The organism is Curtobacterium sp. MCBA15_005, from assembly GCF_001864855.1.
Lineage (GTDB): Bacteria > Actinomycetota > Actinomycetes > Actinomycetales > Microbacteriaceae > Curtobacterium > Curtobacterium flaccumfaciens.
Genome location: NZ_MJGL01000004.1, coordinates 1 through 23494, shown reverse-complemented (window position 1 = coordinate 23494; position 23494 = coordinate 1). Strand labels below are relative to the sequence as shown.

Here is a 23494-nt window from a genome sequence, read left to right as displayed (position 1 = left end):
AGGCCGGACGCCCCGTCGTCCTCCGCGCTGGTCGCGGGGGCGCGGTGGCGTCCGGCCTCGTCGCCGTCCTGGGGCTGTTCCTGCTCGGCGATGCGGCGTTCCGGGGGAGCTGGGACGTCGTCCTCCGCGCCGCCGGCCCGATCGCCGTGCTCGTCTGGGCACTCTGGGTCCTGACCTACCGCCCGTGCATCGTCATCGACGAGCGCGCGGTCACCGTGGTCAACCCGCTCCGCCGCACCGTGGTGCCGTGGCAGGCCGTCGCCGACGTCCGGCTCCGGTGGCAGATCGTGATCGAGACGGTCGCGGGCCGGAAGGTCCAGTGCTGGGGCGGCCCGTCGCTGCCACGGCCGAAGCCGGCCCGGCGGGGTGAGCGGGCGGTCCTGCGACAGCCCGACGAGATGACCGTGCTGCTCGACCGCTGGTCCGAGCACCGCGACGGCACCGGCGCCGGCGACGCCGTGCGCGGCTGGGACCTGCCGGCCCTGACGGTCGGCGCAGCCGCGCTGGCGCTGCTCGCCGCTTCGCTGCTCAGCCTGTGGCTGGGAGCCTGACGCGGCTCGCGATCGCGACCACAGGACGGACGGGAGGCCCGGCGCACGACGTGCTCCGGGCCTCCCGTCCGTCTGCTGGTCACGTCCACGGCGTGACCAGCGTCGTCAGACAACCGCGCCGACCCGCTCGGTGAGCAGGTGCTCCTGGTCGGTCTGGATGCAGGCGACACCGCGGCCGTGCACGGGCTCGAGACCCGGGTCGATCGTGCGGCACTGCTCCTGCCGGCCCTCGTCGAGGAGCTGGTAGAGCGGGCAGCGCGTGCGGAACCGGCACCCGTCGATGCGCTCCGTGGGGGAGGGCAGGTCGCCGTCGAGCAGGATGCGCCCGCGGGCGGCCTCGGCCAGGGGGTCCGGCACCGGCACGGCCGACAGCAGGGCCCGCGTGTACGGGTGCTGGGGGTCCGAGAACACCGCGTCGCCGTCGCCGTACTCGACGATGCGGCCGAGGTACATGACCGCGACGTCGTCGGCGATGTGCCGGACCACGGACAGGTCGTGCGCCACGAACAGGTACGACAGCCCGAGGCGGTGCTTGAGGTCCTCGAGCAGGTTGATCACACCGGCCTGCACCGACACGTCGAGCGCGGAGACCGGCTCGTCGAGCACCAGGATCTTCGGCTCGACGATGAGCGCACGGGCGATGCCGATGCGCTGCCGCTGGCCGCCCGAGAACTCGTGCGGGTACCGGTCGATGTAGCTCGGCTCGAGCCCGACCAGCTCGAGCACCTCGCGCACCCGCCGGCGGATCTCGTCCTTCGCGACGCCGTGCACGGTGAGGGGTTCACCGATCACCGAGCCGATGTCGAGCCGGGGGTCGATCGACGCCATCGGGTCCTGGAACACGACCTGGATGTCGCGGCGCAGTGCCAGACGGTCCTTCTTGGACAGCGAGGCGGTGTCGACGCCGTTCACCCGGATGGTGCCGTGCTGGGCCCCGGCGAGCTCGAGGATCTCCATGATGGTGGTCGTCTTGCCGCAGCCGGACTCGCCGACCAGACCGAGCACCTGCCCGCGCTTGAGCGTCAGGGAGATGCCGTCGACGGCGTGCACCTCGCCGATCTGCCTGCGGAACAGCGCACCCTTGGTGAGCGGGAACGTCTTGACCACGTCCCGCAGCTCGAGCACGACGTCGTCGCCGTGGTCGACGGCCGCCTCGGGGACGTCCTCGGGGCGGGGGAAGATCTCCGAGCGCTCGAGGGTGCCCGCGGCGATCTCGTCGCGACGGATGCACGCGGCGGTGTGGTCGTCGAGCAGGGTGCCGTTGCCGATCGTCGTGACGGCACCGGTCAAGACCGGGTTGTCGGCGCTCTGCGGCACCGACGGTGCGACGAGGGCGGGTTCGCCGTCGCGGCAGGCGTCGATGACGGCGGGGCAGCGGTCCGCGAACGGGCAGCCCGTCGGCTTCTGCGTGAGCAGGGGCGGGCGGCCGTCGAGCGGGACGAGCCGCTCGGTGCGGGCGGACGTCATGTTCGGCATCGAGCGGAGCAGCCCGATCGTGTACGGCATCACCGGCTCGCGGAACAGGGGGAGCACCGGCGCCGTCTCGACGATCCGGCCCGCGTACATCACGGCGACGCGGTCGGCGTTGCCGGCGACGACGCCGAGGTCGTGGGTGATGAGCACGACGGCCGCACCCGTCATGTCCTTGGCGGTCTGCAGCACGTCGAGGATCTGCGCCTGGATCGTCACGTCGAGCGCCGTGGTGGGCTCGTCCGCGATGATCAGCTTCGGGTCGTTCGCGATGGCGATGGCGATCATCGCGCGCTGTCGCATGCCGCCGGAGAACTCGTGCGGGAACGCGTCGAGTCGTCGAGCCGGGTTCGGGATGCCGACGATGCGCAGGAGTTCCTCGGCGCGGGTGCGTGCGGCGTGCTGGGTGAGGGAGCGGTCGTGCAGGCGTAGGCCCTCGATGATCTGCTGGCCGATCGTGTACACCGGCGTCAGGGCGGACAGCGGGTCCTGGAACACCATCGCGATGTCACGACCGCGCAGCGCCGACATCTCGCGGTCGTTCCTGCCGACGAGCTCCTGTCCGTCGAACCGGATGCTGCCCTGCACCTGGGCGGACGACGGCAGCAGGCCCATCACGGCCATCGAGGACACCGACTTGCCGGAACCCGACTCGCCGACGATGCCGAGGAACTCGCCGGGAGCCACCGAGTAGTCGACACCCCGGACCGCGTAGACGGGCTTGGTCTTCGGGTTGAACGTGACCGACAGGTCGGACACGGTGAGCAGCGGCTCAGTCACGGTTGGCTCCGGAGGTGGGGTCGATGGCGTCGCGCAGGGCGTCGCCGAGCAGGCTGGTCGAGAGCACGGTCGCGACGAGGGTCGCGGCGGGCAGGACGAAGAGCCACGGGCGGGTGACGGCGGACTGGCTGCCGGCGGCGAGCAGGGTACCGAGCGAGACGTCGGGGATCTGGATGCCGAAGCCGAAGAAGCTCAGCGAGCTCTCCGCCAGGATCGCGGCACCGACGCCGAGCGTGGCGTCGATGATGAGCAGCGACGCCACGTTCGGCAGGATGTGCCGCCGGATGATCGTGAACGCCGGGACACCCATGAACCGGGCGGCCTTGACGTAGTCGCGTTCGCGCAGCGACATCGTCTGACCGCGGATCACCCGGGCCATCACCATCCAGCTGAACACCGCGAGGCCGACGATGAGGGCCACCCACGTCAGGTTCTTGAACACCGGGCTGAGCAGCACGAGCGCGTAGAACGACGGGATCACGAGCAGCAGGTCGATGACCCACACGAGCAGCCGGTCGGTGACGCCGCCGAAGTACCCGGCGATCGCGCCGACGATGCCGGCGATCAGGGTCGCTGCCGGACCGGCGATCAGGCCGATGAGCAGCGACTTCTGCAGGCCGACCAGGGTCTGCGCGTAGATGTCCTGGCCGATGTCGTTCGTGCCGAACCAGTGCGCGGCGCTCGGCGGCATGCCGAACGCCAGTCCGTCCGAGTCGACGGCGTTCCAGTGGTAGAGGTACGGGCCGAGGAACGCCCAGAGGATGATGAGGAGCAGGGCGCTGCCGCCGATGCGCGCGCGCCAGGTGCCGAACACCTTGCGCCAGAGCGGGGTGCGGCCGCCCTTCACCTCGATGACGTGCGCCGGCGTACCGGCGTTGCCGTCGCCGGGGTCACCGGCGGTGGTCGTGGTCGTGGGGTCGAGAACAGACACGGGTCACACCCTCACTCGCGGGTCGAGCGCGGCGTACAGCAGGTCCGCGAGGGTCCCTGCGATGAGCACGAGGATCGCCGTGAAGAGGATCGTGCCCGACGCCGCGTTGATGTCGTTGTTGCTGATGCTCTGGACGAAGTACTCGCCCATGCCGTGCCAGCTGAAGACCAGCTCGGTGATGCTCGCACCGGTCAGGATGAGTCCGAACGAGTACGCGAAGAAGGTCGACATCGGGATGAGGGCGACCCGCACACCGTGGCGCATGATCGCCGACCCGCGGGTGCGGCCCTTCGAGCGTGCGGTCCGGATGAAGTCGTTCGACAGCACGTCGAGCATCGCCGAGCGCTGGTAGCGCGAGTAGGTGGCGACGGCGCCGATGGTCAGCGAGATCGTCGGTAACAGCAGGTGCCCGAGCCGGTCGCCGAGCACCGGGAAGAACCCGGTCACCCCCGGCGTGTACTCGCCGGTGAACCGGATCACCTGCGTCCCGACGCCCTGGTTGAGCGTGGTCGCGAGGATCATCAGCACGACGGCGATGACGAAGGTCGGGGTGGCGAGCACCGCGAACGACAGGTAGGTCGACACCTGGTCGGACGTGCGGTACTGCCGGACCGCGTTCCAGACGCCGAGCAGCACCCCGAGGATCGCGCCGAGCAGCGTGCCGATCACGAGCAGCCGCAGGCTCGTGCCGGAGCGGGCGATGATGTCGGCCGTCACCTCGGTGCCGCGGGTGCTCATGCCGAGCGAGCCGTGCGTCACCAGACCGACCCACCAGTCCCAGGTGCGGACGAGGAGCGGGGTGTCCGGATCGGCGCCGAGCTTGCGGAGCGACGCCTGGATGGTGCCCGGCGGCACGGCCGGGTTGCGCCCCAGGAACCGGGCGGCCGGGTTGAGCGTCGTGCTGGCGAGGATGTACCCGAGCGTGGTCGCCACGATCGTCAGGACGATGTAGTTGACGATCCGCTTTGCGATGAAGGCGAGCATGTGGTTCGTGACCTCTGGGTGCGGCCGTCCGACCGGACGGCGTTGTCGGTGGCGACAGGCTAGCCGTTCGAGCGACTGGGTGGGACAACGGAAGTGACGCTATGCAACATTCGTTACGAGCGTGTTTCGATTCATCGCACAGACCCTTGTGCCGCCTTCGGATGTGGCTAGGGTTCTCAACCAACAGGCGCGACGGCGGGGGCCGCCGCGGTCCAGCGCGATCTGCGCGAACCACAACGAAAGGGAATCGTCGCCATGCGAAAGAGGATCAAGGGCATCGCCGTCCTGGCCACCGCTGCGGCTGCTGCCGTCGTGCTGGCCGGCTGCTCCGGCGGCGGAGAAGCGGGCGGCGACAACTCCGCGGTCGCCGAGTCGTCGCTGAAGTCGACCGGCTGGACCGTCGCGGACCGCGCCGACGTCAAGGACGGCGGGTCGATCACCCTGCCGATCGACACGGCTCCGGCGAACTGGCAGCTCGCCAACCTGGACTCGGGGACCGTCGACGACACGACGATCTCGCAGACCTACCTGCCGGGCTTCATCCAGTTCAAGGAGAACGGCGAGTGGGAGGCGAACAAGGACTACGCGACTTCCGTCGAGCTGACCAAGGACTCGCCCCAGACCGTCGAGATCAAGATCAACCCGAAGGCCGTGTGGTCGGACGGCACCCCGATCAGCGCGAAGGACGTCATCGCGAACTGGAAGGCGCTGAACGGCACGAACAAGGCCTTCGCGCCCCTCGCCACCAACGTGTGGGAGGACGTGGACTCGGTCAAGCAGGGCTCCGACGAGCGTGACGTCATCATGACGTTCTCGAAGACCAACGCCGACTGGGCGAGCGTCCTCGGTGCGATCTACCCGTACTGGGCCGTCGACACCCCGGACCACTTCAACAAGGCCTGGGCCAAGGGTCCGTACGCGGCCGACGGCAAGACCTACGTCTCCGGTGGCCCGTACATCCTGAAGTCCTTCGACGCCAACGGTGGCGTCGTGACCTTCGAGAAGAACCCCAAGTGGTGGGGCGACGAGGGCAAGCTCGACACGATCGTCTTCAAGACGGTGTCCCGTGACGGTGTCGCCCAGGCGTACGGCAACAAGGAGCTCGACGCCTTCAACCTGAACGGCAGCGCCGACAACCTCAAGACGGCGAACTCGCGCTCCGACTCGAAGATCGAGCGGTCGCTCGGCACCACGCAGCGCCAGATCACGCTGAACGGCACCTCGGACGTCTTCAAGGACCAGGACGTGCGCCAGGCGTTCGCGCAGGCGATCAACCGCAAGGTGCTCGCCCAGGCGATCCTGTCGCCGGTGAAGAGCCCGGGTGACGTGCTCAACAACCTGACGTACCTGCCCGGTCAGGAGGGCTACAAGGACGACGTGTCGAGCGTCTACGGCTACAGCACCGACAAGGCGAAGTCGAAGCTCGAGGACGCCGGTTGGAAGATCGGCTCGGACGGCTACGCGACCAAGGGCGGCAAGGAACTCGACGTCCGCTTCGTGATCCCGTCGGACAACCCGAACTCGGCGAACGTCGCGCAGCTCGTGCAGCAGCAGACCAAGCTCGCCGGCTTCAAGGTGACCATCGACACCGTGCCCACCGACGACTTCTTCACGAAGTACATCACCACGACGACCCGTGACTTCGACGCCACGTACTTCGCGTGGCAGGGCACTCCGTTCCCGATCTCGTCGCTGAAGTCGATCTACTACCCCGCCGACGCCGGCCAGAACTACACCGGCGTGACGGACGACTCGCTCGGTGCCGCGTGGGACAAGGCGAACGGCGAGCTCGACCCGGATGCCCGCATCAAGGACGCGCAGGCCATCGACAAGAAGATCGTCGCGGTCGCCGGCACCATCCCGCTGTTCGCCGAGCCGTACGCCTGGGGCGTGCGCAAGGACCTGGTGAACTACGGTCCGGCACAGTTCCAGCAGTCCTCGGTCAAGTGGCAGGACGTCGGCTACACCAAGTAGTCGGCACCGCGTTCACGAACGACACCGTTCACGAACGACACCGCACACGAACGACACCCTCGACGTCGCACGACGTCGGGGGTGTCGTCCTGCGTCGGGCTGCCGGCCGACCTGACCGGCCGCGACGACTGCGCGACCGCTAGAACCGAGCCGCCGCCAGCGACGCCGCGACCCCGAGGACGACCATCGCCAGGATCGTCCAGCCGTGGGTGCGGTGCGTGATCGGCGCAGCCGTCACGCTCGACGGGGGCGGGCCGTCCTGCACGGCCGGGGCGGGCACGTGAGCCAGCATCCGCGCGGCCGCAGCGTCGACGTCCAGGCGATCCGGGCCTCCCGGCCGGTCACCGGTGTGCGCGGCGAGACGCGCCGTCGGGCGGGTCGCGATCCAGACGCGACGGACGCCCTCGCTGGTGACCACCTCGATGCCGTACTTCGTGCGCACCTCGCTGATGCGTGACCAGGTGTACGTGCTGGTCCGCCGGACGTCCACGATGCGCAGGTGCTCCGGTGTCAGCTCGATCCGGGGCCGCCACAGCGCCGCCCACGCGACGAACGCGACGGCGATGCTCGGGATCGGCACGAGCCAGGGGGCGCCGCCGCCGAGCAGGGCCAGTGGGACGAGCGCGACGGCCACGATCCAGAGGACGACGGCGAGGGCGCGCAGGCCGGGGGCGACGATGGTGGTGGGCACCGGACGAGGGTACGAGATGCCTCCCCGGAGACGCCCGGGGAGCGGGTGTGACACACCGGCGCGTATCTCCGGACGACCCGATTCCCCGGGGAGGCAGATCCTGGACGGACCCTCGTGCCGTCCATGGTCGTCGCCCCCAGTTGGGGTGTCAATACCCCATCTCGGCGCACTCAGCGGACTCCCACGCCGGGGACTACGAAACGAGCAGTTCGATCTGTTCGCGGATGGTCTCGGCCTTCGGGAACCGCAGACCGACCAGGCCGACGTGCCGCCACCGGACCACGCCGTCGGGGCCGATCACGAAGACCGATCGGCGCAGGCCGATGCCCGGTGCCTGCACCCCGTACGAGCGGATCACCGAGCCCGCGGTGTCGCTGAGCAGCGGGAACGCGAGCGAGGACCCGCGGGCGAACCCCTCGTGCGAGTCGAGTGCCTGCGGGCTGATGCCCCACACGGTCGCGCCGAGGTCGGTGAACTCGTCGAGTTCGGCCTGGTAGCTGCAGAGCTGGGCCGTGCAGACCGCCGTCGCGTCGCCCGGGTAGAAGGCCAGCACCACGGTGCGGCCGATCTCGGCGGACAGGTCGTACTCGTCGTCGGTGCGGACGCCGCCGCGCACGACCATCCCCGGCAGGGTGAACGACGGGGCGGACTCGCCGATCGCGGGGATGCTCATGGGTCTCACGGTAGGGCGACCCGGCGGGGGTTGGCCCTCGGCGCGCTGTGCGGGGGCTGTGGATGCGCTCCGCGGCCTACGAGAACAACCGCGGGAACGCGTGCGCCACCCAGGGGTACCCGACGAAGACCACCGCGTCGAGCAGCGCGTGCGTAATGACGAGCGGCAGGAGCCGGCCCCACCTTGTGTAGATCCAGCCGAACACGACGCCCATCACCGCGTTGCCGATGAACGCCCCGAACCCCTGGTACAGGTGGTAGCTGCCGCGCAGCAGGGCGGTCGACAGGATCATCTGCCAGCGGCCCCAGCCCAGGTCGCCGAGTCGGGCGTAGAGGTACCCGATCACGATCACCTCCTCCTGCAGACCCGAGCGGATCGCGGACAGCAGCAGGACCGGGACCGTCCACCAGTAGGAGTTGAGTGCGGCGGGGTCGACCGCGACCGTGATGCCGAGCGCCCGCCCCGCGAAGTACAGCGCGAGCCCCGGGATCCCGATGCACAGCGCGATGAGCGCCGGGCCGCCCAGGTCCGGCTTCGCCCGGAACCGGTCGATCCCGAGCCGCCCGAGGTGCGGCCGCGACGTGCTCCACAGCAGGGAGCAGACGAGCGCGACCGGGGCGAGGTCCACCGCGATGCCGAGGAGCTGCCGGGCGAGGTCGACGTACTGCACCGTCGTCGACGAGGTGTTCAGGGCCGTCGACTGCTCGCCGAGCGGGGTCGTCTGCGACAGGTCGTCGATGATCTGCAGGATCGAGTAGAGGGCGCTGGCACCGAGCGAGAGCAGCAGGACGATGGTGATCTCGACCCACGTTCGCCGACGGCTCATGCGCTGTACTCCTGTCGCTTGCGAACTACCGGTAGACTGGCGTGTCGGGCGTTCTGCCCACGGGTGCGGTGCTGTGAAAACACTGGCCCGACACTCTCCCAGAAATTGAAGGATGTCCTGTATGGCGCTCGCCACCCGGTCCGACCTGCGCAACGTCGCCATCGTGGCACACGTCGACCACGGCAAGACCACCCTCGTCGACGCGATGCTCACGCAGACCAACTCGTTCGACGCCCACTTCGAGGGCGAAGACCGCATGATGGACTCGAACGACCTCGAGCGCGAGAAGGGCATCACGATCCTCGCGAAGAACACGTCGGTGCTCTACAACGGCAAGCACGCGACCGAGTTCGGTGCGGACGGCCCCATCACCATCAACGTGATCGACACGCCCGGCCACGCCGACTTCGGTGGTGAGGTCGAGCGCGGCCTGTCCATGGTCGACGGTGTCGTGCTGCTCGTCGACGCCTCCGAGGGTCCCCTGCCCCAGACCCGCTTCGTGCTGCGCAAGGCGCTCGCCGCGAAGCTCCCGGTGATCCTGCTCGTCAACAAGACGGACCGGCCCGACTCCCGCATCGACGAGGTCGTCTCCGAGTCGCAGGACCTGCTCCTCGGCCTGGCCTCGGACCTGTCGGACGAGGTCGACGACCTCGACCTCGACGCGATCCTCGACGTCCCGGTGGTCTACGCCTCGGGTCGCAACGGCGCCGCGTCGCGCAACAAGCCGAACGACGGCGAGCTGCCCGACAACGACGACCTCGAGCCGCTGTTCGAAGCGATCCTCCAGCACGTCCCGGCCCCGAAGTACGACGACGAGCACCCGCTGCAGGCGCACGTCACGAACCTCGACGCCTCCCCGTTCCTCGGTCGCCTCGCGCTCCTGCGCATCTTCCACGGCACCATGAAGAAGGGCCAGACGGTCGCGTGGGTCAAGCACGACGGCACCGTCGTCAACGCCCGCATCACCGAGCTCCTCATCACCAAGGCGCTCGACCGCTACCCGGCCGAGTCGGCCGGCCCCGGTGACATCGTCGCCGTCGCCGGCTTCGACACGATCACCATCGGTGAGACCCTGACCGACCCCGAGGACGTCCGCCCGCTGCCGACCATCACGGTCGACGACCCGGCGATCTCGATGACGATCGGCACGAACACCAGCCCGCTCGTCGGCAAGGTCAAGGGCCACAAGCTGACCGCCCGCATGGTCAAGGAGCGCCTCGACCGCGAGCTCGTCGGCAACGTCTCGCTCAAGGTCCTCGACATCGGCCGCCCCGACGCGTGGGAGGTCCAGGGTCGTGGTGAGCTCGCACTCGCCATCCTGGTCGAGCAGATGCGTCGCGAGGGCTTCGAGCTCACCGTCGGCAAGCCGCAGGTGGTCACGAAGCGTGACGAGAACGGCAAGCTGCAGGAGCCGTACGAGCACATGACGATCGACACGCCGGAGGAGTACCTCGGCGCGATCACGCAGCTCATGGCCGCTCGCAAGGGCCGCATGGAGAACATGACGAACCACGGCACCGGCTGGGTGCGCATGGAGTTCATCGTCCCGTCGCGCGGCCTGATCGGCTTCCGCACGTCGTTCCTGACCGAGACCCGCGGCACCGGCATCGCCAACGCGATCTTCCACGGCTACGACGAGTGGGCCGGCGCGATCCAGACCCGCATCAACGGCTCGATCGTCTCCGACCGCTCCGGTGTGGTGACGCCGTTCGCCATCACGAACCTCCAGGAGCGGATGTCGTTCTTCGTCAACCCGACCGAAGAGGTCTACGAGGGAATGGTCATCGGCGAGAACTCGCGCGCCGACGACATGGACGTGAACATCACCAAGGAGAAGAAGCTCACCAACATGCGGTCGGCGAACGCCGACACGTTCGAGTCGATGACGCCGTCGCGTCAGCTCTCGTTGGAGGAGTGCCTCGAGTTCGCCCGTGAGGACGAGTGCGTCGAGGTCACCCCCGCCGCCGTGCGCATCCGCAAGGTCGAGCTGGACGCGTCGGCTCGCCAGCGCTCCTACGCGCGTCTCAAGCGCCAGGACGCGTAAGCACCAGCAGCAACACCCGCGGAGGCCCGTCCTCCGTCCGACGGCCCGGTCACCTGCAACAGGTGGCCGGGCCGTTCGCGGTTGTACCGTGGTCAGCGTGACTCTCGACCTGCTCTCGATCTACCAGGACCTGCACGCCCACCCGGAGCTCGGCTTCCAGGAGCACCGCACCGCCGGTGTCATCACTGCGAAGCTCGCCGAGATCGGTGGGATCGAGGTGACGACGGGCGTCGGCGGCACCGGCGTCGTCGGTGTCGTGTCGAACGGCGAGGGCCCCGTGGTCTGGCTCCGCGCCGACATGGACGGCCTGCCCGTGCAGGAGCGGACCGGCCTGTCCTACGCCAGCGAGCACGTCGGCACCGACGACGAGGGCCGCGAGGTCCCGACCATGCACGCCTGCGGCCACGACATCCACGTCACGTGGCTGCTCGGCACGCTCGAGCGCCTGGTCGCGACCACGGGGGACTGGCGCGGCACGGTCGTCGCCGTCTTCCAGCCTGCTGAAGAGGTCATCTCCGGCGCCCGCGCGATGGTCGAGGACGGCCTGGTCGAGCGGTTCCCGAAGCCGGACGTCGTGCTCGGGCAGCACTCCGCGCCCGCACCGGTCGGCATCGTCGCCGTCGGCACCGGCCCCGTGATGGCGTCGAGCGACCGGCTGACGGTGACCTTCAACGGTCGTGGGGCGCACGGTTCGGCGCCGCAGGCCTCGCTCGACCCGGTCGTCACCGCGGCCTCGGCCGTCGTGCGGCTGCAGACCGTCGTCGCCCGCGAGGTCTCGCCGAGCGACGCAGGGGTCGTCACCGTCGGCAGCTTCCACGCCGGCACGCGGGCGAACATCATCCCCGACGAGGCCGTCATCGAGATCTCGACCCGGGCCCGCAACGAGGAGACCCGCCAGCGCATCATCGCGTCGATCGAGCGCATCGTCCGTGCCGAGAGCACGGCCGGTGGCCTGGCCGAGCCGACGATCGTGCGTGCACCGGGCGCCGAGGTCACCGTGAACGACGCCGAGGCCGCCGCCACCGTGCTCGAGGCCATCCGCGCCGAGGTGCCGGGAGCCCGCGACCTGGAGATCGGGCTCGCCATGGCGTCGGAGGACGTCGGTCAGCTCGCCACCGCAGCCGGAGCGCCGCTCGTGTACTGGTTCACGGGCATCACCGACCCGGAGCGCTTCCGTCGCGGCGAGGAGATCCCGAGCAACCACTCGCCGTTCTACGCGCCGCAGGCCGAGACCGCGATCCCGGTCGGCGTCGACGCCCTGGTCGCGGCGACGCGCGCCTACGTCGCCTGACACGTTCTTCGGAAAGGAGGCCCGGGGCGGCCCCGCCGCGCACGTGACCGCCCCGGGGACGGCACGTTCACAGCCAACTCGCGCCGGGCCTCCCGGCTCGTCCGTTACGGTCGCGCCATGCGTTCCCTCCGTACCCCGCTGATCGCCGCCGTCGCTGCCGGCATCGCCCTGGCCGGGCTCACCGGCTGCTCGACCCAGGCCGTGCAGCAGGCAACCGACCTCGGGTCCTCCGTCGCGTCGAACGTCGCCGACGGGGTCGCGGGCATCGACGGCAAGGCGATCCAGGACGGCATGTCCTCGGTCGCCGGGGGCATCGACGGCGCGCTCGACACAGCGCTCAAGGGCGCGCACGTGACCTCCGACGGCAAGGTGCCGGACGGGTTCCCGTCCGCCGACGTCCCGCTCGTCGACGGCACCGTGCTCGGCGGGGGAGCCGGACCGAACGGCTCGGGATGGGTCGCGCAGGTCCGGGCAGCCTCGGTCGACGACTTCCAGGCCGCCGTGCAGCAGCTCACCGACGCCGGGTACACCGAGTCGGCGAAGCGTGCGGACTCGTCGAGCGCGTTCGGCATGTTCCGGAGCGACGCCTACCGCGTCGTCCTGACCTTCTCGGAGAGCAAGGACAGCGGCGGCGTCACGGCGACCTACATCGTCACGCCCCGCTAGTCCCGTACCCTTGGGGACGATGTCGAAGGCCCCTGCCACGCGCCCCGAGCGCGTCCTGATCGTGCACGCCCACCCCGACGACGAGACGCTCTCGTCGGGCGGGACCATCGCGACCCTGCTCGAGCGCGGCGCCGAGGTGACCGTGCTCACCGCGACCCGGGGCGAGCGCGGCGAGATGCTCACGGAGCGGTTGGCCCCGCTGGCGGGCGACCCCGCGCGGGTGGCACGGCACCGGGAGACCGAGATCGCCGCGGCCCTCGCCGCCCTCGGCGGGCCGCAGCACCTGTGGCTCGGCGGGCGCGGTGCCCGACCGACCGACCTGCCGGAGCGTCGCTACGTCGACTCCGGCATGCAGTGGGGCCCGGACGGACGGGCCATCGCCGCGGACGACGCCCCGGCCGACTCACTGACCGCGGCAGACCTGGGCGAGGTCGTGGACGACGTCCGCGCCGCGATCCGCTCCACCGGTGCCGACGCCGTGATCAGCTACGCCGACGACGGCGGCTACGGGCACCCCGACCACGTGCGGATGCACCACGCGGCGCAGTACGCGGCCCGAGCCGAGGAAGTCCCGTTCTCGATGATCGTCGACCCCGACCCCGACAGCGGTCAGGCCGACGTCACGGTCGACGTCCTGCCGGTCCGGGCCAAGGTGCGTGCGGCGGTCGAGCAGTACCGCTCCCAGGTCGCCGTCGACCCCGTGGACCCCGCCGACCCAGCGGCCCTGTCGTGGGTGATGCCGCACGGCGTCCGGCAGTACGCCCCGGCGGTCGAGGCGTTCCGGCACGACGCGGCCCCGCAGCCGGCGGCGCCCCAGACCTACGCCGAGATGTCCGGCCAGGGCAAGGCCGCGGCGGTCGTCGTCTCGCTGCTGCTCGGGCTGCTCGCCGGCGGCCTCGGGACGGTCACGCACCAGCAGACGATCGGCGCGTTCCCGGTCGGACTCGTCGTCACCACCCTCATCGTGCTCGGCCTGACCGTGGGCGTGCGGCTCGTCTACCGCTCGCGTGCGATGGTCGCCGCGATCGGCATCGGGATCCTCGTCGCGACGCAGGTGCTCGTGTCGGTCGGCGGGGAGAGCTCGCCGCTCGTCCTCGCCAATGCGGCCGGGTACGTGTGGACGTTCGCCCCCGCGGTCATCGCCGCCCTGGTCCTCGCGTGGCCGGACCTGTCGGGGCTGCGGTCCCGGACGGCCCCGGGCCGCGAGTAGACTCGAACCCGCTCGTCGAAGGGAGCACCCGAACCGTGACCTACGTGATCGCCCAGCCCTGTGTCGACGTCAAGGACCGCGCCTGCATCGACGAATGCCCGGTCGACTGCATCTACGAGGGTGACCGCTCGCTCTACATCCACCCCGACGAGTGCGTCGACTGTGGTGCGTGTGAGCCGGTCTGCCCCGTCGAGGCCATCTACTACGAGGACGACCTGCCCGACCAGTGGGCCGACTACTACAAGGCCAACGTCGAGTTCTTCGACGAGGTCGGGTCGCCCGGCGGTGCCGCGAAGGTCGGCGTGATCCACAAGGACCACCCCGTCGTCGCAGCCGAGCCCGTCCGCGGCTGACCGGACCCCCCTCGTGGCGCTCGACCTCCCCGACTTCCCCTGGGACCAGCTCGTCCCGTTCAAGCAGCGCGCCGCGGCGTACGAGGGCGGCATCGTCGACCTCAGCGTCGGATCGCCCGTCGACCCCACGCCCGAGGTCGTCCGCACCGCCCTGGCCACCGCGACCGACGCGCACGCCTACCCGCAGGTCGCCGGCACCCCGGCGCTGCGGCAGGCCATCGCCGACTGGTACGGCCGTCGGCACGGCGTCGCCCTGACCGAGGCGAACGCGCTGCCGACGATCGGCTCGAAGGAGTTCATCGCGGGCCTCGCGCTCTGGCTCGGCATCGGCCCCGGTGACACCGTGGTGTTCCCGGCCGCCGCGTACCCGACGTACGAGCTCGGAGCCGCACTGGTCCGCGCCGATGCCCTGGCCTCGGACGACCCGGCGGCGTGGCCGTCCACCACGAAGCTCGTGTGGCTGAACTCCCCGGGCAACCCCGACGGCCGCGTGCTGACCCTCGACGAACTCCGTGCCGCCGTGGTCCGCGCCCGCGAGCTCGGAGCCGTCATCGTCGGCGACGAGTGCTACGCCGAGCTCGGATGGGACCCGGACTACGCCACCACCCCGACGCCCACGATCCTCGACCCGCGGGTCGTCGGCGACTCGCTCGACGGCGTGCTGAGCGTGTACTCGCTGTCGAAGCAGTCGAACCTCGCCGGCTACCGTGCGGCCTTCGTCGCCGGTGACGCCGCGATCCTGGCCGACGTCCTGGCCGTCCGGAAGCACGCCGGGCTCATGCCGCCGCTGCCCGTACAGCAGGCCATGGTCATCGCGCTGCAGGACGAGACCCACGTGCAGCAGCAGAAGGCCCGCTACCGGGCCCGCCGGAACATGCTCCGGCGAGCACTCGAGGACGCCGGGTTCCGGATCGACCACAGCGAGGCCGGGCTCTACCTCTGGGCCACCCGTGGCGAACCCGCACTCGACACCGTGGCCTGGCTCGCCGACCGCGGGATCCTCGTCGCACCCGGCACGTTCTACGGCGCAGCAGGGGGCGAGCACGTCCGCGTGGCCCTGACGGCGACCGACGAACGCATCGCCGCGGCGGCGCAGCGACTGGCGAGCAGCCGTCGCCTCGGTACCGCGTAGCACGGACACGAGTACTCCGGGCGGGCCCCGCAATCCGTGAGGACCACCAAATCGTCACCTGGGATGTGTGCACGACCGACAGGTGCCGCGATTAGGCTGTCCTCGTGACTGACACTGCCAATGACGCTCAGAAGACGGCCACACCGCCCACCACGCCCGTCCCCGTGAGTCCCGCCGCCGAACAGCAGGGCGCGACCGCGACGCTGACGTTCCCGGGCGGCACGGCGGAGTTCCCGATCCTGCAGAGCGTCGACGGCGCGTCCGCGATCGACATCTCGACCTTCAAGAAGCAGACCGGGATGAACACGCTCGACTACGGGTTCGTGAACACCGGTGCGACGAAGAGCGCGATCACCTACATCGACGGCGACCAGGGCATCCTGCGCTACCGCGGGTACCCGATCGACCAGATCGCCGGCAACTGCACCTTCCTCGAGGTCGCGTGGCTCCTGATCTACGGCGAGCTGCCGACCCCCACCGAGCTCGAGCAGTTCGACGCCCGCATCCGTCGGCACACGCTGCTGCACGAGGACCTCCGCCGTCTGTTCGACGCCCTGCCGCACTCGGCGCACCCGATGTCCGTGCTCTCGAGCGCCGTGAGTGCCCTGTCCACGTACTACGAGGACGACATGGACGTCGACGACCCCGAGAAGGTCGAGCTGCAGACCGTCCGGCTCCTCGCCAAGCTCCCGGTGATCGCGGCCTACGCCCACAAGAAGGCCATCGGGCAGGCGTTCCTGTACCCGGACAACTCGCTGTCGTTCGTCGACAACTTCCTGCGACTGAACTTCGGCACCATGGCCGAGACCTACAAGCCCAACCCGGTGCTCTCGAAGGCGCTCGAGCGGCTCCTCATCCTGCACGAGGACCACGAGCAGAACGCCTCGACCTCGACGGTGCGCATGGTCGGCTCGACGAAGGCGAACATGTTCGCCTCGATCTCGGCCGGCATCAACGCCCTGTACGGCCCGCTGCACGGCGGCGCGAACGAGGCCGTGCTCGAGATGCTCCAGCAGATCAAGGACTCGGGCGAGCCCGTGACGCGCTTCGTCGAGCGGGTGAAGAACAAGGAGCAGGGCGTCAAGCTCATGGGCTTCGGACACCGCGTCTACAAGAACTACGACCCGCGCGCGAAGCTCGTCAAGGAGTCCGCGCACGAGGTCCTCGAGTCCCTCGGTGTGCAGGACGACCTGCTCGACATCGCGATGGAACTCGAGCAGATCGCGCTCGAGGACGAGTACTTCGTCAGCCGCAAGCTCTACCCGAACGTCGACTTCTACACCGGCATCATCTACAAGGCGATGGGCTTCCCGCCGCGGATGTTCACCGTCCTGTTCGCGATCGGTCGTCTGCCGGGCTGGATCGCCCAGTGGCGCGAGCTGAACAACGACCCACTGAACAAGATCGGTCGCCCGCAGCAGCTCTACGTGGGTGCGCCCGAGCGGGACGTCCCCTCGCGCTGACCGACTCCGAGCGCCCCGCCCCACGGTTCCGTGGTGCGGGGCGCTCGTGCGTGTGCGCCGCCTGCCGAGCGTCGCCGTCCCGTCCCGTCCCGTCTGTGCTCGTCGTTCGTCGAGCGGGCGAAACACCCGGGCAGCCTGCGTGCGCGTGCTGGCATTTCGCCCGCTCGCGGGGTGGCGGGGCGCGCCGCTCGCCTCTGCCGAGTGGTCGCGAACTGTCGTCCGGCGGGTGTCGCAGCGACGGTTCGTGCGCCCTCGGCGCCCCGCGGACGGTGTGTTGTGACCACTCGCGGGGCGGGGTGGGGCACTGGACGCGACGGCCTGGAGGCCCGGTGGCGGTCTCGTGGACCGGCTCCGGGCCTCCCGTGCGGGCGTGTCGGGCGCGGGACGGCGGGACGCGCCGCTCACCTCCGCCGAGTGGTCGTGAACTGTCGTTGGGTGGGTGTCCAACCGACGGTTCGTGCACCCCCGGCGCCCGCGGACGACGTGTCGTGACCGCTCGCGGGGCGGGGCGCTGGACGCGACGGCCTGGAGGCCCGGTGGCGGTCTCGTGGACCGGCTCCGGGCCTCCAGGCGGGCGCGTCGGGCGCGGGGCGGCGGGACGCGCCGCTCACCTCCGTCAAGTGGTCGTGAACTGTCGTCCGGCGGGTGTCGAACCGACGGTTCGGGCGCCCGCGGCGCCCGCGGACGGTGTGTCGTGACCACTCGCGGGGCGGGCCTCCGGGCCGGCGCGCCCGGCGTGGTGCGCTACGCGTGCAGCGCGGTGTTCAGCTGGATGCCCTCGCCCTTGCGCTGCAGCGCCTCGACGGCCCCGCTGACGCTGTTGCGGCGGAACAGGATGTTCGGGGTGCCGGAGAGCGCGGCAGCCTTGACGGTCTTCGGGGTGCCGTCGGGGTTCGGGGCCGCGCCGACCAGCACGACCTTGGTGCCGGCCGTGACGTAGAGACCGGCCTCGATGACGGAGTCGTCACCGAGCGAGATGCCGAGGCCCGCGTTCGCGCCGAGCAGCGCGCGTTCGCCGAGCGAGACACGGTGCGTGCCTCCGCCGGACAGGGTGCCCATGATCGAGGCGCCGCCGCCGATGTCGGTGCCGTTGCCGACGACGACGCCCTGCGAGACGCGGCCCTCGATCATGGCGTCGCCCAGGGTGCCGGCGTTGAAGTTCACGAAGCCCTCGTGCATGACGGTCGTACCCGGTGCCAGGTGGGCGCCGAGACGGACCCGGTTCGCGTCGCCGATCCGCACGCGGTCCGGCACGACGTAGTCGACCAGACGCGGGAACTTGTCGATCGCGTGCACGGCGATGCCGGCGCGCTGCAGGGACGGGCGCAGGCGCGTCAGGGACTCGGGGTGCACCGGGCCGGCGTTCGTCCACGCGACGATCGGCAGGTGGCCGAAGACGCCGTCGAGGGAGACCTCGTTCGGGCGGACGTGCAGGTGGCTCAGCAGGTGCAGGCGGAGGTACGCGTCCGGGGTGCTCGTCGGGCCGGCGTCGATCGTGATCTCGGTGGTGACGGCCTCGATCCGGACCTCACGGCGGGGGTCGTCCCCGACGTGCGCCTGCAGCTCGGCGGGGAACACGGCGTCGGCGGGCAGCGCGCCGAGGTGCGTCTCGGGGTACCAGGTGTCGAGCGTCGTGCCGTCGGCGGCGATCGTCGCGAGGCCGTGGCCCCAGGCGTGGGTCGGGCGGTCGGTGGCAGTCGTGTCGGTCACGGCTCCAGGGTACCGAGCGCCGGTCGGCGGGCACCGTCCGTCCGGACTGCCGGGGCGGTCGGGTCGCCGACCGTCCGGACTGCCGGGGCGGTGCGAGGGGCGGCCGGTAGGCTGCCCGCATGCCGGAGCACCTCGACCTCACCGCCTCGTCCATCGACATCACCCGTGCCATCTGCGACATCGAGTCGGTGTCCGGCAACGAGCAGGCCCTCGCCGACGCGATCGAGGCCGTGCTCGCACCGCTGCCGCACCTCGAGGTGATCCGCGACGGCGACGCGATCGTGGCGCGGACGAACCTGGGCCGCGACCGCCGGGTCGTCATCGCCGGTCACATCGACACCGTCCCGCTCAACGACAACCTGCCGACCGAGTTCCGGACCTCCGAGGACGGCACCGAGATCCTCTGGGGCCGCGGCACCGTCGACATGAAGGCGGGCTGCGCGGTGCAGCTCAAGCTCGCGTACGACCTCGTCGACCCCTCGGTCGACGTCACGTGGGTCTGGTACGACCACGAAGAGGTGAGCGACGCCCTGAACGGCCTCGGCCGCCTGGCCCGGACGCGACCCGAACTCCTCGCCGCCGACTTCGCGATCCTGGGTGAGCCGTCCGGGGCGCAGATCGAGGGCGGGTGCAACGGCAACCTCCGCGCCGAGATCCGCACGTTCGGCAAGCGCTCGCACAGCGCCCGGAGCTGGATCGGCGACAACGCCATCCACAAGACCGCCCCGATCCTGGCCACCCTGGCCGCGTACGAGCCCCGCACGGTCACGGTCGACGGGCTCGAGTACCGCGAGGGCCTGAACGCGGTCGGCATCAGCGGCGGCATCGCGGGCAACATCATCCCGGACGAGGCGATGGTGCACGTGAACTACCGGTTCGCCCCCTCGCGCTCGGCTGACGAGGCCGTCGCCCACATCCGCGAGCTGTTCGACGGGTACGAGGTCACGATCGTCGACCTCGCCGCCGGTGCCCGCCCCGGTCTCGACGCCCCGCTCGCGCAGGACTTCGTCGCGGCCGTCGGCGGACCGGAGCCCCGTCCGAAGTACGGCTGGACCGACGTCGCACGCTTCTCGGCGCTCGGGGTCCCCGCGGTCAACTACGGCCCCGGCGAGCCGGTCTTCGCCCACCACGACGACGAGCAGGTCCCGGTCGCGCAGATCACCGCGGTCGAGGCCGGGCTGCGTCGGTGGCTGACGGCCTGACGACGGCGGGGGCCACCCGGAGGACCCCTGCTCGGAACCGTTGGCGGGCCCGGTACCGGGTCGTCCCCTGGTGGGTGCGCATCACGGTCGTCTACGTGCTGGCGCGGCTCGTGACCGGTGCCATGATGCTCGCGTTCGCGGGTGTGCAAGCGGCGAACTCGTTCACCGTGCAGAGCCCGGGCTACCTGTCGTTCGCGTCGATCTGGGACGGCGCCTGGTACCGCGTGATCGCCACGGGCGGGTACCCGTCGACGCTGCCGGTCGACGCCGCCGGGCACGTGACCGAGAACGCGTGGGCGTTCATGCCCGCGTACCCGTTCCTGGTGCGCGGGCTCATGCTGCTCACCGGAGCGTCGTTCGAGTTCGTCGCGGTCTCGGTGTCGTTGCTCGCCGGACTCGGGGCCGCGCTGGTGTTCCGCCGGCTCATGGGGCGGTTCCTCGACCCCGCACGGGCGACGTTCGCCACGGTGTTGTTCTGCGTCGCACCGGTGTCCGCGATGTTCCAGGTGGCCTACGCGGAGTCGATGGGCCTGTTCCTGTTGCTCGTCGCGCTGCTGCTCATGGTTGATCGACGGTGGTGGGCGATGCTGCCCGTCGTGCTGCTGCTCGGCATGACGCGGCCGACGGGCCTCGCCTTCGCGTTCCTGGTGGTGCTCTTCGTGGCCGCGTGGGCGATCCGGCCGGCGTGGGTGCGCTCGTCGGAGCCGCTCACCCTCCGCCGACTCGTGCCCCCCGCGGTGGTCGCCACGGTGTCGGGTCTGGTCGGGCTGGCGTGGCCGGCGATCGCGTGGGCGGTCACCGGGGTGCCGAAGGCCTACACCGACACCGAGCTCGCCTGGCGGTCGTCGTACATCGGGTGGAAGGAGCTCGTGCCGTTCGCGCCGTGGGTGCAGGGGTTCGGGTGGTGGTTCGGGCAGCCGGCCGGCACGGTCCTGCTCGTCGTCGTGCTCGTCGGGTTCGCGGCGTTCGTGTGCATGCCCGCCGCACGCCGGATCGGCATCGAGCTCCGACTCTGGGGCGTGGCGTACCTCGTGTACCTGCTCGCGGTGTTCTTCCCGCAGTCGAGCACCTGGCGCATCCTCGTGCCGATCGCGCCGTTGCTCGGGATCGTCGCGCTGCCGCGGTCGCGGGTGTACCGCGTGGCCGTCGTCGTCGCGTTCGTCGGGCTGCAGTGGGTGTGGCTGTACTACACGTGGTGGATCGACGGCTACGACTGGACCCCGCCGTGATCGATGCGGGGCTCCGGAGGCCCGTGGTTCCGCGTTCTGCGGAGCATCCGGACAGCACATCCGACACCCCCAACCTGGGCGGTTTCGCAGTTGCCCCCTCCATACGGGATAATGGGGCTGCATTTACTGCACGAAAGGGGACATCTGATGGCAGCCATGAAGCCGAGGACCGGTGACGGGCCGATGGAGGCTGTTAAGGAGGGTCGACTCATCATCGTGCGGGTTCCGCTCGAAGGTGGAGGCCGCCTGGTCGTCTCGGTCAACGATGCCGAGGCCAAGGAACTCCACGACGCACTCGCTGAGGTCGTCTCGGCCTAGTACGTCGAAGCACCAGAACGGAAGGCCCGGAGCGTGTACGCTCCGGGCCTTCCGTCTGTGCGCTGCCGATCCCGCGGCTGGGGGATCCGCGGCGCTGTCGGTCGGCTCCGGCAGGATGGGGCCGTGCCGAGGACGAGACTGCCGATCCGCCGCGTCGAGGAGTACGCGCCCGACCCGATGCCGCGCGACGTCTGGCCCGCGACGCTCGCGCCCGTGCGGCAGCTGCTCGACGACGGGCTCGACCTCGCTCCGGTGACGGTGCTGGTCGGTGAGAACGGTGCCGGCAAGTCCACCCTGGTGGAGGCGATGGCGCTCGCCTTCGGCATGGGGCCCGAGGGCGGTTCGACGAAGTCCGGGCACAGCACCCGCCCGAGCGAATCGCAGCTCTGGGAACACATCGCCCTGCACCGGGAGCCCGGCGCGGTGCGGTCCGGCTTCTTCCTGCGCGCGGAGACCATGCACGGGGTGTTCACCTACCTCGAACAGCACCCCGGGGGAGCCGAGCCGCTGCTCCACGAGCGGAGCCACGGTGAGTCGTTCCTCGACTTCGTCATCCACCGGTCGCAGTGGCCCGGGCTCTGGATCCTCGACGAGCCGGAGTCCGCCCTGTCGTTCTCGGGGTGCCTGGCGCTGATCGGGCTCCTGCAGTCCATCGTCGAGACGGGTGTCGGCCAGGTCGTGCTCTCGACCCACTCACCCGTGCTCGCCGCGTTCCCCGGGGCCGAGATCCACGAGGTCGGCGAGTGGGGCCTGCGGCGCACCGGATGGCGCGACCTCGACCTGGTGCGGAACGAGCGTGCGTTCCTCGAGTCGCCCGAGCGGTACCTGCGGCACCTGGACTGACCTGCGAGAACGCCGGCGGGTCGAGCGCTAGTTGGTGACCTTCGTCAGCTGCAGCAGGCCGTCGCCGGCGGGCGACAGCGCGCTGCGCACTGCACCCGACGTCGACACCTCGGTCAGGAGCAGCCGGAAGTCCGTGGTGGCACGGTCGCGCTTCACCGGGTCGGCCACGCGTCCGCGCCAGAGGGCGTGCGGCACCAGGACGGTGCCACCCAGGCGGGCGAGCCGCAGCCCGTGCTCGACGTACTCGATCACGTGCTCGGGGTCGGCGTCGACGAGCACGACGTCGTACGAGGCCTCGTTCATGCGGGGGAGCACCTGGTTCGCCCGACCAGGGATGAGTCGGATCCGTGCGGGAGCGGTGCCGGCGCTGATGTAGGCGTCGCGGGCGAACTGCTGGTGGTCGACCTCGACGTCGATCGTGGTCAGGGTCGCGTTCGGAGCGCCGGCGAGCAGGTACAGGCCGGAGACCCCGAGGCCGGTGCCGATCTCGATGATGCTCGTGGCTCGCGAGGCTGCGGCGATGACGGCGATCTGCGCACCGATCGCGGGCGAGATCGCTTCGACCCCGAGTTCCAGGGAGTGCTCACGAGCACGGGCGATCGCCTCGGTCTCCGAGACGATGTCCTCGGCGAACTTCCAGTTCGACTCTTTCTCTGACACGCACACTCCGTTCGGGAGACAACTCTAGAGGTGCAACGCAGCAGCAGGCGTTAGGCTCGCTCGCGTGGACATCCCGCTCGACAAGATCCTGATCATCGGGGTCATCGGCGTCCTCTTGCTCGGGCCGCAGCGCCTGCCGATGTACGCCCAGAAGCTGGCCGAGTTCGTCAAGGCCGTTCGTCGATTCGCCGACACCGCGAAGGAGCGGATGCGCGACGAGATGGGCCCCGAGTTCGACGACATCGAGTGGCAGAAGCTCGACCCGCGCCAGTACGACCCGCGCCGCATCATCCGAGACGCCCTGCTCGACTCCGGCACGAGTGCCGCAGCCGTCCAGACCGCGCAGGTCACGGCCTCGAAGGTGCGCGCGACGGCTCCCGTCGTGCCCCTGGCCGCCGGTGAACCGGCACCCTTCGACGCCGAGGCGACCTGACGCCCGTCACGTGCCCACCTGACGGACTGGAGGCCCGGTGCCAGCTGGCACCGGGCCTCC

The 23494-nt window shown here is 70.5% G+C and carries 22 protein-coding genes; 14 read left to right on the top strand and 8 right to left on the bottom strand.

Annotation, left to right across the window (positions count from 1 at the left end; translation table 11 throughout):
• Positions 1 to 44: 44 nt before the first annotated feature.
• On the top strand, positions 45 to 551 hold the full coding sequence (locus tag BIU89_RS04650) for a PH domain-containing protein (protein ID WP_071244948.1): 507 nt from the start codon (positions 45 to 47) through the stop codon (positions 549 to 551).
• Between the two features lie 105 nt (positions 552 to 656).
• Here BIU89_RS04650 and BIU89_RS04645 read toward each other — a convergent pair whose 3' ends face one another.
• From BIU89_RS04645 to BIU89_RS04635, 3 genes are read right to left on the bottom strand one after another with little or no spacing between them, the layout of a single operon-like run.
• A complete protein-coding gene (locus tag BIU89_RS04645; protein WP_071244947.1) occupies positions 657 to 2801 on the bottom strand; it encodes a dipeptide ABC transporter ATP-binding protein in 2145 nt (714 codons plus the stop codon).
• The gene (locus BIU89_RS04640; RefSeq protein WP_083404166.1) at positions 2794 to 3732 is read right to left on the bottom strand and encodes an ABC transporter permease; all 939 of its coding nucleotides are present in this window, start codon (positions 3730 to 3732) and stop codon (positions 2794 to 2796) included. Before BIU89_RS04640 ends, BIU89_RS04645 begins: the two co-directional genes overlap by 8 nt.
• A gap of 3 nt (positions 3733 to 3735) precedes the next feature.
• Complete coding sequence (locus tag BIU89_RS04635) at positions 3736 to 4716, bottom strand: ABC transporter permease (RefSeq protein ID WP_027464558.1); 981 nt, start codon at positions 4714 to 4716, stop codon at positions 3736 to 3738.
• A 255-nt stretch (positions 4717 to 4971) separates the two neighbouring features.
• Between BIU89_RS04635 and BIU89_RS04630 the strand changes: the two genes are divergently transcribed.
• Positions 4972 to 6690 (top strand): ABC transporter family substrate-binding protein, encoded by a 1719-nt coding sequence (locus BIU89_RS04630; protein WP_071244946.1) that lies wholly within the window; start codon positions 4972 to 4974, stop codon positions 6688 to 6690.
• Between the two features lie 139 nt (positions 6691 to 6829).
• Here BIU89_RS04630 and BIU89_RS04625 read toward each other — a convergent pair whose 3' ends face one another.
• The 3 genes from BIU89_RS04625 to BIU89_RS04615 all read right to left on the bottom strand — a co-directional run bounded on the left by BIU89_RS04625 (position 6830) and on the right by BIU89_RS04615 (position 8880).
• Positions 6830 to 7381 carry a PH domain-containing protein gene (locus BIU89_RS04625; RefSeq protein ID WP_071244945.1) on the bottom strand — a complete coding sequence of 184 codons (552 nt, stop codon included), beginning with the start codon at positions 7379 to 7381 and terminating at the stop codon, positions 6830 to 6832.
• A 193-nt stretch (positions 7382 to 7574) separates the two neighbouring features.
• Positions 7575 to 8054 (bottom strand): peroxiredoxin, encoded by a 480-nt coding sequence (locus tag BIU89_RS04620; RefSeq protein WP_071244944.1) that lies wholly within the window; start codon positions 8052 to 8054, stop codon positions 7575 to 7577.
• 76 nt (positions 8055 to 8130) lie between these two features.
• Complete coding sequence (locus tag BIU89_RS04615) at positions 8131 to 8880, bottom strand: CPBP family intramembrane glutamic endopeptidase (RefSeq protein ID WP_071244943.1); 750 nt, start codon at positions 8878 to 8880, stop codon at positions 8131 to 8133.
• A 121-nt stretch (positions 8881 to 9001) separates the two neighbouring features.
• On the opposite strand from BIU89_RS04615, the gene typA reads away from it, so the two are divergent.
• The 7 genes from typA to BIU89_RS04580 all read left to right on the top strand — a co-directional run bounded on the left by typA (position 9002) and on the right by BIU89_RS04580 (position 17039).
• The gene (typA, locus tag BIU89_RS04610) at positions 9002 to 10924 is read left to right on the top strand and encodes a translational GTPase TypA (protein ID WP_027464562.1); all 1923 of its coding nucleotides are present in this window, start codon (positions 9002 to 9004) and stop codon (positions 10922 to 10924) included.
• Between the two features lie 97 nt (positions 10925 to 11021).
• Positions 11022 to 12215: an amidohydrolase gene (locus BIU89_RS04605; protein ID WP_071244959.1), complete on the top strand. Its 1194-nt coding sequence runs from the start codon at positions 11022 to 11024 to the stop codon at positions 12213 to 12215.
• A 117-nt stretch (positions 12216 to 12332) separates the two neighbouring features.
• Positions 12333 to 12881, top strand: a complete 549-nt coding sequence (locus tag BIU89_RS04600) for a hypothetical protein (protein ID WP_071244942.1) — start codon at positions 12333 to 12335, stop codon at positions 12879 to 12881.
• Positions 12882 to 12900: 19 nt separating this feature from the next.
• Positions 12901 to 14091, top strand: coding sequence for a PIG-L family deacetylase (locus BIU89_RS04595; RefSeq protein WP_071244941.1), 1191 nt, complete (start codon positions 12901 to 12903; stop codon positions 14089 to 14091).
• A 35-nt stretch (positions 14092 to 14126) separates the two neighbouring features.
• Positions 14127 to 14444: a ferredoxin gene (gene fdxA / locus BIU89_RS04590; protein ID WP_017887060.1), complete on the top strand. Its 318-nt coding sequence runs from the start codon at positions 14127 to 14129 to the stop codon at positions 14442 to 14444.
• 13 nt (positions 14445 to 14457) lie between these two features.
• Positions 14458 to 15576, top strand: coding sequence for a succinyldiaminopimelate transaminase (gene dapC / locus BIU89_RS04585; protein WP_071244940.1), 1119 nt, complete (start codon positions 14458 to 14460; stop codon positions 15574 to 15576).
• Between the two features lie 164 nt (positions 15577 to 15740).
• On the top strand, positions 15741 to 17039 hold the full coding sequence (locus BIU89_RS04580) for a citrate synthase (RefSeq protein ID WP_081827170.1): 1299 nt from the start codon (positions 15741 to 15743) through the stop codon (positions 17037 to 17039).
• 744 nt (positions 17040 to 17783) lie between these two features.
• Here the strand turns inward: BIU89_RS04580 and dapD are convergent.
• On the bottom strand, positions 17784 to 18749 hold the full coding sequence (gene dapD / locus BIU89_RS04575; RefSeq protein WP_071244939.1) for a 2,3,4,5-tetrahydropyridine-2,6-dicarboxylate N-succinyltransferase: 966 nt from the start codon (positions 18747 to 18749) through the stop codon (positions 17784 to 17786).
• Between the two features lie 119 nt (positions 18750 to 18868).
• Here dapD and dapE point away from each other — a divergent pair, with 119 nt between their 5' ends.
• The 4 genes from dapE (at position 18869) to BIU89_RS04555 (ending at position 22341) form a co-directional block, all read left to right on the top strand.
• On the top strand, positions 18869 to 19951 hold the full coding sequence (dapE, locus tag BIU89_RS04570) for a succinyl-diaminopimelate desuccinylase (protein ID WP_071244938.1): 1083 nt from the start codon (positions 18869 to 18871) through the stop codon (positions 19949 to 19951).
• On the top strand, positions 19936 to 21180 hold the full coding sequence (locus tag BIU89_RS04565) for a hypothetical protein (protein ID WP_071244937.1): 1245 nt from the start codon (positions 19936 to 19938) through the stop codon (positions 21178 to 21180). Before dapE ends, BIU89_RS04565 begins: the two co-directional genes overlap by 16 nt.
• Positions 21181 to 21327: 147 nt before the next feature.
• Positions 21328 to 21498, top strand: coding sequence for a DUF3117 domain-containing protein (locus tag BIU89_RS04560; RefSeq protein ID WP_017887054.1), 171 nt, complete (start codon positions 21328 to 21330; stop codon positions 21496 to 21498).
• Between the two features lie 123 nt (positions 21499 to 21621).
• On the top strand, positions 21622 to 22341 hold the full coding sequence (locus tag BIU89_RS04555) for an AAA family ATPase (protein WP_083404164.1): 720 nt from the start codon (positions 21622 to 21624) through the stop codon (positions 22339 to 22341).
• Between the two features lie 27 nt (positions 22342 to 22368).
• Here the strand turns inward: BIU89_RS04555 and BIU89_RS04550 are convergent, their stop codons facing one another.
• Positions 22369 to 23001, bottom strand: a complete 633-nt coding sequence (locus BIU89_RS04550) for an O-methyltransferase (RefSeq protein ID WP_027464569.1) — start codon at positions 22999 to 23001, stop codon at positions 22369 to 22371.
• Positions 23002 to 23065: 64 nt separating this feature from the next.
• Between BIU89_RS04550 and BIU89_RS04545 the strand changes: the two genes are divergently transcribed.
• Entirely contained in the window at positions 23066 to 23434 is a 369-nt protein-coding gene (locus BIU89_RS04545) for a twin-arginine translocase TatA/TatE family subunit (protein ID WP_027464570.1), read from the top strand.
• Positions 23435 to 23494: the final 60 nt, after the last annotated feature.

Excerpts from the sequence above, each read along its gene's own strand:
- BIU89_RS04560 (WP_017887054.1), top strand. The coding sequence starts at position 21,328 with ATGGCAGCCATGAAGCCGAGGACCGGTGACGGGCCGATGGAGGCTGTT.
- typA (WP_027464562.1), top strand. The coding sequence starts at position 9,002 with ATGGCGCTCGCCACCCGGTCCGACCTGCGCAACGTCGCCATCGTGGCA.
- BIU89_RS04630 (WP_071244946.1), top strand. The coding sequence starts at position 4,972 with ATGCGAAAGAGGATCAAGGGCATCGCCGTCCTGGCCACCGCTGCGGCT.
- BIU89_RS04615 (WP_071244943.1), bottom strand. The coding sequence starts at position 8,880 with ATGAGCCGTCGGCGAACGTGGGTCGAGATCACCATCGTCCTGCTGCTC.
- dapE (WP_071244938.1), top strand. The coding sequence starts at position 18,869 with ATGCCGGAGCACCTCGACCTCACCGCCTCGTCCATCGACATCACCCGT.
- BIU89_RS04620 (WP_071244944.1), bottom strand. The coding sequence starts at position 8,054 with ATGAGCATCCCCGCGATCGGCGAGTCCGCCCCGTCGTTCACCCTGCCG.
- BIU89_RS04595 (WP_071244941.1), top strand. The coding sequence starts at position 12,901 with ATGTCGAAGGCCCCTGCCACGCGCCCCGAGCGCGTCCTGATCGTGCAC.
- BIU89_RS04635 (WP_027464558.1), bottom strand. The coding sequence starts at position 4,716 with ATGCTCGCCTTCATCGCAAAGCGGATCGTCAACTACATCGTCCTGACG.
- BIU89_RS04600 (WP_071244942.1), top strand. The coding sequence starts at position 12,333 with ATGCGTTCCCTCCGTACCCCGCTGATCGCCGCCGTCGCTGCCGGCATC.